The organism is Kitasatospora sp. NPDC059973, from assembly GCF_042737525.1.
In the GTDB taxonomy this organism is placed as follows: domain Bacteria; phylum Actinomycetota; class Actinomycetes; order Streptomycetales; family Streptomycetaceae; genus Kitasatospora.
Genome location: NZ_JBHWUI010000211.1, coordinates 1 through 12,343, shown reverse-complemented (window position 1 = coordinate 12,343; position 12,343 = coordinate 1). Strand labels below are relative to the sequence as shown.

General features: G+C 73.9%; 8 protein-coding genes. 6 read left to right on the top strand and 2 right to left on the bottom strand.

Translation table 11 applies throughout. From position 1 onward, the window contains the following. Nucleotides 1-128: 128 nt before the first annotated feature. On the bottom strand, nucleotides 129-1,286 hold the full coding sequence (locus tag ACFWA9_RS34945) for an acyl-CoA dehydrogenase family protein (protein WP_352286047.1): 1,158 nt from the start codon (nucleotides 1,284-1,286) through the stop codon (nucleotides 129-131). Between the two features lie 331 nt (nucleotides 1,287-1,617). Here ACFWA9_RS34945 and ACFWA9_RS34940 point away from each other — a divergent pair, with 331 nt between their 5' ends. Beyond that, the gene (locus ACFWA9_RS34940; protein ID WP_380392838.1) at nucleotides 1,618-2,787 is read left to right on the top strand and encodes a TetR/AcrR family transcriptional regulator; all 1,170 of its coding nucleotides are present in this window, start codon (nucleotides 1,618-1,620) and stop codon (nucleotides 2,785-2,787) included. Between the two features lie 149 nt (nucleotides 2,788-2,936). Here the strand turns inward: ACFWA9_RS34940 and ACFWA9_RS34935 are convergent, their stop codons facing one another. After that, complete coding sequence (locus ACFWA9_RS34935) at nucleotides 2,937-3,257, bottom strand: hypothetical protein (protein WP_380392835.1); 321 nt, start codon at nucleotides 3,255-3,257, stop codon at nucleotides 2,937-2,939. A 451-nt stretch (nucleotides 3,258-3,708) separates the two neighbouring features. Between ACFWA9_RS34935 and ACFWA9_RS34930 the strand changes: the two genes are divergently transcribed. From ACFWA9_RS34930 to ACFWA9_RS34910, 5 genes are all read left to right on the top strand, one after another. Further along, nucleotides 3,709-5,673 (top strand): ATP-binding protein, encoded by a 1,965-nt coding sequence (locus ACFWA9_RS34930; protein ID WP_380392832.1) that lies wholly within the window; start codon nucleotides 3,709-3,711, stop codon nucleotides 5,671-5,673. A 303-nt stretch (nucleotides 5,674-5,976) separates the two neighbouring features. After that, nucleotides 5,977-8,334 carry a hypothetical protein gene (locus ACFWA9_RS34925; RefSeq protein WP_380392829.1) on the top strand — a complete coding sequence of 786 codons (2,358 nt, stop codon included), beginning with the start codon at nucleotides 5,977-5,979 and terminating at the stop codon, nucleotides 8,332-8,334. A gap of 209 nt (nucleotides 8,335-8,543) precedes the next feature. Beyond that, the gene (locus ACFWA9_RS34920) at nucleotides 8,544-9,197 is read left to right on the top strand and encodes a VTT domain-containing protein (protein WP_352286057.1); all 654 of its coding nucleotides are present in this window, start codon (nucleotides 8,544-8,546) and stop codon (nucleotides 9,195-9,197) included. Nucleotides 9,198-9,375: 178 nt separating this feature from the next. Next, nucleotides 9,376-11,235, top strand: coding sequence for a threonine/serine exporter family protein (locus tag ACFWA9_RS34915; protein WP_380392825.1), 1,860 nt, complete (start codon nucleotides 9,376-9,378; stop codon nucleotides 11,233-11,235). Between the two features lie 218 nt (nucleotides 11,236-11,453). Beyond that, a partial coding sequence (locus ACFWA9_RS34910) for a hypothetical protein (RefSeq protein ID WP_380392822.1) occupies nucleotides 11,454-12,343 on the top strand: 890 nt, incomplete at its 3' end.

The window sequence follows — 12,343 nt, the reverse complement described above, 5'->3', positions numbered from 1 at the left end:
CCGCCATGGGGGTGCGGCCCGCCGGCGCTCCCGGCTGTGCCGGCCCGGTGGGGGCGGCCGGCCCGGGCTCCCGTTGCGCGGGTCCTCGCCGCCGGGGCCCGGCGCAGAGGCCCCGGCGCAGGCCCTCGCTACAGGCCGAGCGACTTCGCGACGATGCTGCGCATGACCTCGCTGGTGCCGCCGTAGATCCGGAACACCCGGTTGTCGGTGTAGAGGCGGGCGATCGGGTACTCCAGGATGTAGCCGTAACCACCGTGCAGCTGGAGGCACTTGTCGATCACGCCGGAGGCCGACTCGGTGCAGAACAGCTTGGTCGCCGCCGCGTCCGCGACCGTCAGCTCGCCGCTCTGGTAGAGCTCCAGCGCGCGGTCGACCATCGACTGCTGGGCGACCACCTGGGCCTCGCAGTCGGCCAGCGTGAACTTGGTGTTCTGGAACTCGGCCACCGCCTTGCCGAACACCTTGCGGTCCTTGACGTACTGGACCGCGAACCGCACCGCCGCCGCGGAGGCCGCGTAGGCGCCGACCGCGATCGCCAGCCGCTCCTGGACCAGGTTGTGGGTCAGGTAGGAGAAGGCCTTGCCCTCCTCGCCGAGCAGGTTCTCCACCGGCACCTTGACGTCGCTGAAGGCCAGCTCGGCGGTGTCGGAGGTGCGCAGACCGATCTTCTGCAGCTTGCGGCCCACGGTGTAGCCCGCGGAGGCCGTGTCCACGCAGAGGATGGAGAGGCCGGCCCGGCGGTTCTCCGGGTCGTACGGCGCGGTCCGGCAGATCACCAGGACGAGGTCGGCGAGCACGCCGCCGGTGATGAAGGTCTTGGCGCCGTTGAGGACGTAGTGGGTGCCGTCCTCGGAGAGCCGGGCCGTGGTGGTGATGCCCGCGAGGTCGGAGCCGGCGCCCGGCTCGGTCATCGCGATGGCGGTCATGATGTCGCCGGAGACGAAACCGGGCAGCCAGCGCTGCTTCTGCTCCTCGGAGGCGTACTCCAGCAGGTACGGCAGCACCAGGCCGGTGTGCACGCCGGAGGAGCCGAAGCTGACGCCCGCCCGGGCGGTCTCCTCGGCCACCACGGCCTGGTACTTGAAGCCGCTCTCGCCCGCGCCGCCGTACTCCTCGGGGACCTCGATGCCGAAGACGCCGAGCGCGCCGAGCTGGCGGTAGAAGTCGCGCGGCGGGTGGCCCTCGGCCTCCCAGCCCTCGTAGACGGGAACGACCTCGTTGGCGATGAAGTCCCGGATGGTCTCCCGGAAGGCCTCGTGGTCCTCGGTGAACACGGTGCGGCGCACGACGGCGCTCCCTTCGGTGGTGCCAGGCGGTGCGGGCCGGCACGGGCGGCTGCGGGCCGGTGGACAGCTGATCGCCCCACAAGTTAATCCCGGGTAGCTTCGACTTGTCCAGGGTCGGCGCGGCGGTGTCCGTACCGTGACCGAGCCCGCTGTGACCGGCTCCGGCCCCCCACAAGTGAATCCTTGCTAGCCTACGGTCGGCGGGTGGCGCCCCGTAGTCCGCTCCGCTCCGCTCCGACCGCGGTGCGGGGACGCGGCGCCGTGGACCTCGTGGGCCGGCACCCGGGCGAGGTGCCCGTCATACGGGCCGGCGAGGGCGAGGAGCGACGTCATGGTGGTACGACGGCCGCCCGCGCGATCCCGGCAGGCGCAGATCCTCGCCGTGGCCGCCGAGCGCTTCCACCGCAGCGGTTACCACCAGGTCTCCATGACGGAGGTCGCCGCCGGGGTCGGCATCACCGCGCCGGCCCTCTACCGCCACTTCCGGGGCAAGCCCGAACTGCTGGACCGCACCCTCCGGTTGGGGCTGGACGAGCTGTCCGGCGGACTGCGCGCGGCATCGACCACGGCTGACATCGGCGCCGCCCTGGCCGCCGTCGCGGTCGGGCACCGGCCGCTCGGCACGCTGGTGCAGCGGGACGCCCGGTTGCTGCCGCCGGTCCGACGGGCCGGACTGCGCCGCGAGCTGCGCGCGGACGTCGCGCTGATGGTTGGGGTGCTCCGGGCGGAGCGCCCGGAACTCGGCGTTGCCGACGCCGAGTTGCTCTGCTGGTCGGCGCTCTCCGCCGGAGCCGGCCTCTCCTACCAGTCGGCCGTGCCGCAACCGCGCCGGGCCGAGCGGCTGCTGCGCGAGCTGGTGGCGGCGATCCTGGCGGTGCCGCTGGGCGACACCTCGCCCGATCCGCAGGACTGCCCGGCGGCCGCGCCGGTGGCCCGGGCGCAGTCCCGCCGGGAGGAACTGCTCGCGGCGGCGGTGCGGTTGTTCCACCGGCGCGGATTCGACAACGTCAGCACCGACCAACTCGGCGCCGCCGTCGGCATTTCGGGGCCGAGCGTGTACCGGCACTTCGAGAGCAAGGCCCAGCTGCTGGCCGCCTCACTGGTGCGCAGCCGGGAACGGCTCTGGCACGAGGTCGAGGGCGCGATCGCCGTCGCCGACGGGCCCGGGCCGGCCCTGGAGGCCGCGCTGGCCGCCTACGTGGGCTTCGCCCGGCGCAACAGCGACTACCTGGGCGCGATGCTGAGCGAGACCGAGCGGCTGGCCGCGCCGGACCGGCGGGCCGCGGTGGACTTCCGCCGGGACTTCCTGCGGACCTGGGTCGAACTGCTCTGCCAGGTCCGCCCCGAGTACGACGCGGCCCAGGCCAGGATCCGGGTGCACGCACTGTTCGCCCTGGTCAACGACGGGGTGCGGAACCGCCCGTACTGCGAACGGCCGGACCTCGGGGACTGCCTGCGGCGGCTCGGCCGGGCCGTCCTGGGCCTCCCCGGGCCCGCATAGCGACGGCCGGGCGCCCGCCCCCGAGGACGGTGGGGGCGGGCACCCGGCCCGGCGTCGCGGCGCGGTGGATCCGGTCGGGCCGCGAGCGCCCTGGTGCGCGGTCCGGGTCCTCGCCGCCGGAGCGGAAGCGGCGGCGAGGAGGGCCGGGACTAGAAGAAGATGTGCGGGTGCACGTCGGCGGCGAGGTTGCCGTTGCCCTGGAGGGCGCCGACGTTGCCGGCGTTGCCGGCGACCGCGAGGCCGTTGTTCTGGTTGCTGGCGCCGGAGCCGGTGGCCGTCTGCTGGGTGCTGACCAGGTTGCCGGTCACGTTGCCGAGCACGTTGCCGGAGCCGTTGTTGTTCACGACGCTGCTGTTGGAGTGGTCGTTGGCACCGGCGCCGTTGTCGGCGTACGCCGTGGCGGACCCGAGACCGACCAGGAGGAAGGCCCCGAGGGCGGTGACGGCGGCGGCTGCGCGGATACGGGACACGCTGATCTCCCTGAGAGAGTGCGAAAAAGTGGCGCGTTCCGGGGTGGCCGCCCCGCAGCGCCGGTTCCTGACGTCGCACGACCAGCATTCACCAGCACCTGGGCGAACTCCACCGAATGGGTGGCAATTCGCCCGATGGTGTCATGAAGGCGACGAACCGGGAGAGCGGGAAGGAGCCGCGCGCGGTCACGCGGAGAGCGTCAAGTTCCCTCGAAGAAGGGCGGATTGGGTCCGCCGGACGGCGGCTTCGACGGGACTGCACTGTCAATGCCAGGTTGACCGGTCCTCCGGTGTCAGCCCGGTGTCAGCCCGGTGTCAGGCCGAGCCCCGGTCGACCCCGGACCGAGCCCCGGTCGACCCCGGATCGAGCCCCGGTCGATCCCGAACCGATTCCGGGCCGGCCTCAGAAAGAAATGGTCGCCGGATAGTCGCACTGGCACACTGAGGACCCATGTCTGATGGTCTCCCGCCCGACCCCGTGCCCACCGAGGATCTGCGTACGACCGAGGTCGATCTCGGCGGACTGGTGAACGTCCTCGCCACCCACCTCTACTCCACCCCGCTGGTGGCCCTGCGCGAACTCGTCCAGAACGCCCACGACTCGCACACCCGGCGGCTCCTGGAGGACCCGGACGGCGGCCACCGCCCGCTGATCCGGGTACGCGCCGACGCCGTCCGGCGCACCGTCGGCATCGAGGACACCGGCGCGGGCCTCACCGAGCCGGAGATCCACGCCTACCTGGCCACCGTCGGCACCGGCTACACCCGGATGCTGCGCGAACTCACCGGCAACCAGGAGCTCATCGGCGCCTTCGGGCTCGGCTTCCTCTCCGCCTTCTCGGTGGCCGACGAGGTCACCGTCACCACCACCTCGCACCGCGAGCCGCTGCTCGGCCACCGCTACCGCAGCTTCGGCGGCGAGCAGTACAGCGTCGAGCGGGTGCCCGCCCGGCCGGCCCCCGGCACCCTGGTCGAGCTCGCCCTGAAGACCGAGCACGCCCACCTCGCCGACGAGAACGCGCTGCGCGAGGTGCTCGGCCGGTACTGCGTCCTGCTGCCGATCCCGGTCTACGTCGGCGACGACGAACAACCCGTCAACGCCGTTCCGGTGCCCTGGCGCCAGGCGGTCGACGGCGACCCGTACGCCGCCCGGATGCGGTTCGCCGGCGCCTTCGGCCGCCGCTTCGAACCGCTCACCGCGTTCCCCGTGCAGCCCGTCGAAGGCGGCAGCGACGCGGTCGGCCTGCTCTGGGTCCAGGACGGCGGCACCTACGGCAGCAGCGACAACCGCGACCTCGCCGTCTATCTGCGCGGCATGCTGCTCGCCGAGGACGCCCGCGACCTGCTGCCCAGCTGGGCCGGGTTCATCGGCGGCGTGGTCGAGTCCAGCCGGCTCACCCCCACCGCCAGCCGCGAGGACCTCCAGCGCGACGAGCACTACCGGGCGCTCCAGCAGGCCCTCACCGACGCCGTGGTGGAGGGCCTCTACGAGACCGCCCGGCTGCGCCCCGCCGTCTGGCGCCGCATCCTCGCCCGGCACGGCCAGGACCTGCTCGGCGCCGCGCTCTGCGACGACCGGCTCTTCACCCTGCTCGCCGACGACGTCCCGGTGCCCACCTCGCAGGGCGACCTGACGGCCGGTGCGCTGCGGGCCGCCGGCGGCGGCGCGGTGCACGTCGCGCTCGGCAGCGGCGGCGGCTTCGAGGAGATGCTGTACCGGGCGATGCAGGTGCCGATCGCGCGCGGCGACCGCTACGCGGTGCTGCCCTTCCTGCGGCGCTACGCCGCACTGCGCGACTGCCGGATCGTCGAACTCGGCAGCGAGAACGGGAACCGTGAGCTGTTCCGCGACCCGGAGCGGCCGCTGCCGGCCGAGGAGACCGCCTGGCTGACCGGCGCCCTGGCCGACCCCGGCGAGCAACTCGTCCCGGCCCGGTTCGACCCGCCGGGCCTGCCGCTCGTCCTCGTCCCGGACCGCGAGGCCGAGCTGAAGGCGCGGATCGAGGACGACCAGGCGGATGCCCGGATCCCGTCCGCCGCACTGCGTCTGGCCCGGGCCTTCACCGCGCGGTCCGGCGGCGAGGTGAGGGCCCGGCTCTACCTCAACCTGGCCTGCCCGGCCGTCCAGGACCTGCTCACCGCCTACCGCGGCGGGCACACCGGCAGCGCGACCGCGGCGGGGCTGCTCCGCTCGCTCAAGGTGATCATGGCGGCGGCCTCGGCCGGGTCCGCCGGGTCCGCCGGCTCGGGCTCGGGCGGTGGCGACCTGGGCGGCGCGCTGGCGGGCATCGGGACGGCGGTCTCCGCGCTGACCGCCGCCGTGCCGGCCGGACTGGGCACGGTGCCGGACAGCCCCGGCGAGCTCGGGGAACCGGGCGGACCCGGTGACCCGGGGGGCCTTCGCGACCGGGGCTGAACGGCGCCGGCCCCCGAGGCCCGCCCGGGGGCCATGCCCCGCACCGCCCGTTCGGGACCCGGCCGGCGGGGACCTGTTCGCCCGGAACCTGTTCGTCCGGGACCCGGCCGTCCGGAACCTGTTCGTCCGGGACCTGTTCGTCCGGGACCCGGCCGTCCGGAACCTGTTCGTCCGGGACCCGGCCGTCCGGAACCTGTTCGTCCGGGACCCGCCCGTCCGGGACCCGTCGGACGGATTGTCAGAGGTGGTCAGCACACTGTCCACCAGCACAGCGCACCACCCGCAGGGGGAGACGCAAGCAGTATGAGCACCGACATCTGGGCCTGGGTGCACGACACCCACCAGCAGCTGGCCGAGGCCGGCCACCGGCGGCTGGCCGACGCCATCTACGAACTCCCCGGCCACGCCAACGAGGGGCGCAACGACCAGCTCGACGCCGTCTACCCGGAGGCGGTCGCCGCCGCCCGGGCGCTCGGCCTGCCCTGGGTCGAGGTCTACCTGCGGCACTGGCGGATGCAGAACCTGCTGAACAAGCGGCACCAGGGCGAGCAGGCGCTGCCCGAGGCGGTCGACCTGCTGGAGTTCGCGCACCGCGAGGAGACGGCGGGCTGCCCGCAGTCCGTCTGCGTGGTGCAGGACTTCGCGATCTGCCACGCCCGGGTCGACGGTCCCGGCTACGTGCCCGAGCGGCTCGCCGTGCTGAGCGAGACGCTGGAGCGGATCGAGCCCGCCCGGGCCTGCTTCGACTGCCTCTCCCGGGAGTACTCGGACGCCCTGGAGGACGACGGCCGGCCGGCCGAGGCGCTCAGCCACCTCGACACCGCCGCCGCCCGGATGCAGTCAGCCGGCCAGCGGCTCTCGCTGCACTTCCACCACTCCCGGGCCGGCACCCTGCACCTGCTCGGCCGGCACGAGGACGTACTGGCCCTGCTCGACACCGCCGAGCAGGCCGAGCGCGGCCGGGGCCGTGAGATCGACGAGAGCGACCGGCGCTGGGGCGCCGTGCTGCGCGCCCGCGCGCTCGCCTCGCTCGGCCGCACCGACGAGGCACTGGCCCTGCTGCCGAGCCTGGCGGACGCCGAGCGCCACGCCGACATCCGGGCCGCCTGGACGGCGACGGTCGAGCTGCTGGTCGCCGCCGGCGCCCGCGAGAACGACGCCGAGCTCGGCGCCGCGCTGGCCGGCTGGGTCGGGTACCTGGACGGCACCGGTTCGCACCGCCCCTGCGTCGACCTGCTGCTGGCCGCCGGCCGGCTGGCCGTCGCACGCGACGCCCGGACGATCGCGCTCACCCTGGCGGCCTTCGGTGAACGGAAGCTGTCCCGGCTGCGCCGCACCGACGGCGTCGCCGAGCAGGTCGCCCGGCTGCGCGCGGACGCCGAGGCGCTGCCCGTGCCGGAGCTGCCCGTCCCGGCGGCCGAGCTGTCCGCCTACCTCGGGGAGGCGCAGGTGCCCTACGAGGCCGGCGCCGACCTGCTCGCCGCCGCCCTGGACGAGTACCGGGGCGAACCGGCCGGTGCCACCGGGCTGGCGCTCGACCTGGCCGCGGTGCTGGGCGGCCTCGGCCACGCCCGGGCCGCCGCGGACCTGCTCTGGGACCGGCTGGACGCCGACCCGGCGAGCGAGGGCCTGACCGCGATGCTCGGCAGCGCCCTGATCGACGCCGGGGACGACGAGGGCATCCGTCGGCTCGCCGACCGGATCACCGGGACCAACCCGTCCGGCGGCCACTGGATCCGGGCGCGCTGGGCCGCCGCCGAGAGCCGCTGGGCCGACGTGGTGGAGCAGTGCGAGGCGATCCTGGCCCTGCACCCGGACCGGATCAACACCCGCCGGCTGGCCGCCGCCGCGGCCACCGAGCTGGGCGACCACGTGGCCGCGCAGCGGTACTACCAGGAACTGCTGGAGCACGCGCTGCCCGCCGAGGGCACTCCGGACGAGCAGCGGCACCGCACCGTCCAGGAGCCCGACCTCTGGCACCTGATCACCGCGGCCACCGTCAACCGGGACTGGGCGACGGTCCGCTCGACCGGCGCGCTGATAGGCATGGAGTTCGACGAGGCCGAGGGCCCGGTCGACGAGGAGTGGCACATCGTCACCGTCCGGGCCACCCGGACCAACGGCGCGACCGCGGACCTCCCGGCCGTCCGCACCGGCCCGGCCACCGCCCGCATCCTGCCGGTGCTCGGCGACGACCTCACGCTCAACCACGGCGACGTGGTGGTCTTCGCCCCGGCCCTGCTGGAGGAGCCGCCCGGCGAGGACGCCCCGGAGGAGGAGCGGCGCCGACACCGCCCGGTGTTCGGACTGCTGACGCTGCTCGACCCGGCCGGCTACACCACCTACTGGATCGACGGCGGCTGGCCCGGCGACGAGGCCTGGGCCCGGCTGCGCGAGGAGCTCGGACAGGCCGGGTACGCGGTCTGGGCCTACAGCGGGGAGCAGTACAGCGTCACCGACCCGACCGACGAGGACGAGGTCCTGCCCGGGATCTACGCCGCCGTCGGGGTGCCGCCCACCGAGCGGGCCGCCGACGCCGACGCGCTGCTGCGCCGCCTCACCGCGGCCTGGCCGCACCCGCCGGCCTGGCTCGACCTGGCCCGGGCGGCGGGCACGGACACCGCCCGGCACGAGGAGATCATCGAGCGCTACGGGCTGTAGCGGGCCGCTGGTAGCGGGCCCGAGCCCGAGTTTCGACCCCGAGTAGCGGCCCGGAGTTTCGACCCCGAGTAGCGGCCCGGAGTTTCGACCCCGAGTAGCGGCCCGGAGTAGTGCCCCCGGCGCGGGGCAGGGGCTCCCGGATCAAGAGGTTCTTGGCAAATGCTTTACTGTTTCATTGCCAAGACTCGACCTCCAGGAGTGCCTGCCCCGTGACCAGCCTCGCCCTCGGCCCGTCCTGGCTCGATCCGACCACCCTGATCTCCACCTTCGGGCCGCTCGGCATCCTCGCCATCGTTTTCGCCGAGTCCGGTCTGCTGATCGGCTTCTTCCTGCCCGGCGACTCCCTGCTCTTCACCACCGGCCTGCTGATCGCCGACGGCACCTACCTGCACCTGCCGCTCTGGCTGATGTGCGTGCTGATCGTGGCCGCCGCCGTGGCCGGGGACCAGGTCGGCTACCTCTTCGGCCGCAAGGTCGGACCGGGCCTCTTCCGGCGGCCCGACTCCCGGGTGTTCAAGCAGGAGAACGTGGAGAAGGCGGCCGCCTTCTTCGACCGGCACGGACCGAAGGCGATCGTGCTGGCCCGCTTCGTGCCGATCGTGCGGACCTTCACCCCGATCGTCGCCGGGGTGAGCAGGATGAACTACCGCACCTTCGTCGTCTACAACGTCGTCGGTGGTGTGCTCTGGGGTGCCGGCGTCACGGTGCTTGGCTACTTCCTCGGCCAGATCCCCTTCGTCCGGGAGCACATCGAGGCGATCCTGGTCGGCATCGTGCTGGTCTCGGTGGTGCCGGTGGCGGTCGAACTGCTGCGGGCCCGCCGGTCCGGCCGGTCCGTCCCCGCCCGCCACCGCGCCGGGTAGGCACCCGCGCGGGCGGCCGCCCGCCGCGACGTACATGTGCGTCCGGCAGTTCGATCAGGCAAGGTGTAACCCGTGATCGAACGGCGCCGGGCCCACCCGGCGCCATCAGGGGCGGCAAGGAGCGGAAGTGCCTAAGCGGGGCCGACCGGGCGGAGGCAAGCGGGCCAGGGGCGGCAGGGTGGCCCGTCAGGCGCGACAGACACGCCCGGGTCCGGAGCCGCGTCCGCTCCACCCCTCCGAGGCCCCGCCCACCGAGGGCCTGCTCGGCCACCCCGCCCCGACCGTCGAACCCGCCACCGTGATCCCGCTGGTCACGCCGGTCCGGGAGACCAAGGGCCTGCTGAACCCGGAGCCGGCCGCCGAGCCCTCGGAGCCGGAGCTCTTGGAGGCGGAGCCCCAGCCGGGGCCGGTCGGTGCGGCGGGCGCGGTCGTCGCCGAGGGCGTCGTCGCCGGTGCCGCCGCGGCCGCTGGGGCCGCCGGGGGGCTGGACGCCGACAGCGTGCCCGGCAGCCGTCGGCGCTCGGTCGCCGAGGACACCCTCACCCCCGAGGAGTGGCGGGCCGCCGGCTACACCCCGCCCGACGGCATCGCCATCCCCACCCTGACGGCGGGCGCGCCCGGCGAGGCGCCCTGGCCGGACCGGATGCGCACCCTGCTGCGCACCCCGATGTCCGAGCGCCCGGCCTTCGAGCGGACCCCCCGTGAGCTGCACCCCTCCGCGGGCCGGAGCGTCCCGCGCATCCTCGACCTGACCCTGCGCATCGGCGAACTGCTGCTCGCCAGCGGCGAGGCCGCCGAGGACGTCGAGGCGGCCATGCTCGGCATCGCCCACGCCTACCGGCTGGACCACTGCGAGCCGCAGGTCACCTTCACCCTGATCGGGATCTCGCACCAGCCCTCGCTGGTCGAACCGCCGGTCACCGCGGACCGGGTGGTGCGCCGCCGCACCTCGGACTACACGCGGCTGAACGCGGTGTACGAGCTGGTCGCCGACATCACCGCCGAGACGGTCTCGGTCAACGACGCGTACCGCCGCCTCGCGCTGATCCGCCGCAACCGGCACCCGTACCCGACCTGGCTGCTCGCGCTGAACACCGGACTACTGGCCGGCGCGGCGACCTTCCTGGTCGGCGGTCGGATCGACGACAAGGCCTGGCTGGTGTTCGCCAGCGCGTTCATCGCGGCCGTCCTCGGCGACCGGCTGGCCTCACTGATCGCCCGGCGCGGGCTGCCGGAGTTCTACCAGTTCGTGCTGGCCGCGATGCCGGCCGCGGCCTCCGGCATCATCCTCTCGTTCAACACCTTGGGCCTGCGCGGTTCGGTGGTGATCACCGGCGGGCTGTTCGCCCTGCTGCCCGGCCGCGCCCTGGTGGCCGCCGTCCAGGACGGCCTGACCGGTTTCTACATCACCGCCGCCGCCCGGCTGCTCGAAGTGATCTACCTGGTGTCGGGCATCGTCATCGGCGTGATGCTGATCCTCTACCTGGGGGTCGGCTTCGACCCCCAGCTCAAACCGGACGAGAGCCTGGCCGGGGTGAACTACCCACCGGTCCAGATGATCGCCGCCCTGGTGCTCACGCTGGCCTTCGCGATGCTGCTGCAGACCGACCGCCGCTCGCTCGCACTGGTCACCCTGAACAGCGGCATCGGCTGGGCCAGCTACGGCGTGCTGGTCTACAACGCCGGGGTCTCCCCGATCGCCGCCACCGGAGTGGCGGCGGGCCTGGTCGGCCTCTTCGGCCAGCTGATGGCCCGTTACCGCAACGGCTCGGCGCTGCCCTACGTGACCGCCGCGATCGGCCCGCTGATGCCCGGTTCGGCGCTCTACCTCGGGATGCTCTCGTTCACCCAGGGGCACGCCAGCGCCGGTCTGGTGCAGATCACCCGGGCCGCCGCGATCGCCCTGGCGCTGGCGATCGGGGTGAACCTCGGGGGTGAGATCGCCCGGCTCTTCATGAAGCTCCCGGCCGGCGCCGAGCGGCCGGAACCGTACCTCGCCGCCCCCCGCCGGGCGGCCAAGCGCACCCGCGGCTTCTGACCACCCGCACCGACGCGCACCCCGGCCTCCGGGCTGCGGCCCCCGGGCTGCGGCCTCCGGGCTCCGGCCCCCGGGTCTCCGGTCGCCGGCCCCCGGGATTCCGGCCCCCGGGTCTCCGGCGCCGCGTCGGTGGGGGTGGTGGGCTCGTTGGGCCGGTGTTGGCCCCCGGGTCATGTCGTGGCAGGACGTACGCAGGACCAGGAACGAAGGTAAGACGCATGACCACACTGCTGGACGGCTACCGCGAGCACATCGTCGCCGCGCACAAGCAACCGCTGTTCCTGCTGTTGGTCGGATTCATCACCTCCTTCGTTCTGATCCGGTTCAGCGTCCGGATGATCCGGGCCAAGGTCCGCTGGTGGCCCGGCAATGTGACCCCCGGCGGCCTGCACATCCACCACATGGTCTTCGGTCTCGGCTTCCTGCTGACCGGCGGCATCGGGGTGTTCGCGACCTACGGCGGCCACCCGTGGATCGATGTGTTCGGACTGCTCTTCGGCATCGGCTGCGGCCTGGTGCTGGACGAATTCGCGCTGATCCTGCACCTGGACGACGTCTACTGGAGCGAGCAGGGCCGCAAGTCGGTGGACGCGGTGATCTTCGGCATCCTCTGCACCTCACTGCTGCTCGTCGGGTACGTGCCGCTCGGCGTGGTACCCAGTCAGGAGACGAGGTGGGGACTGGTCACGGTGATCTCGGTGAACGCCCTGGTCTCGGTCATCACCCTGCTCAAGGGCAAGATGTGGACCGGACTGCTCGGCATCCTGGTGCCCGGCCTGTCCTGGATCGGTGCCATCCGGTTGGCCCGCCCGAGCAGCCCGTGGGCGCGCTGGCGCTACGCGACCCGTCCGCGGCGCCGGGCCCGCGCGCTCCGGCGTGAGCGACGACTGCACCGGCGTGCGGACATCGCCCGTACCTGGCTTTTCGACCTGATCGCGGGCGCCCCCGACAAGGTGCCGGCCGGCCACCCCGCCGCTCACCGAGTCGCCGAGCGGATGGCCGCCCGGGCCTCCGCCCACCTGGACGCGCACGCCGCCCGCGCGCTGGCCCGGCGTTCCGCCCGGCTGGCCGACCGCCGCTCGGCGGCGACGCCGGGGCCGGGGGGCAG

What these genes read in the sequence shown, in the direction of transcription:
- ACFWA9_RS34930 (WP_380392832.1), top strand. Translation starts at nt 3,709, where the DNA reads ATGTCTGATGGTCTCCCGCCCGACCCCGTGCCCACCGAGGATCTGCGT.
- ACFWA9_RS34925 (WP_380392829.1), top strand. Translation starts at nt 5,977, where the DNA reads ATGAGCACCGACATCTGGGCCTGGGTGCACGACACCCACCAGCAGCTG.
- ACFWA9_RS34940 (WP_380392838.1), top strand. Translation starts at nt 1,618, where the DNA reads ATGGTGGTACGACGGCCGCCCGCGCGATCCCGGCAGGCGCAGATCCTC.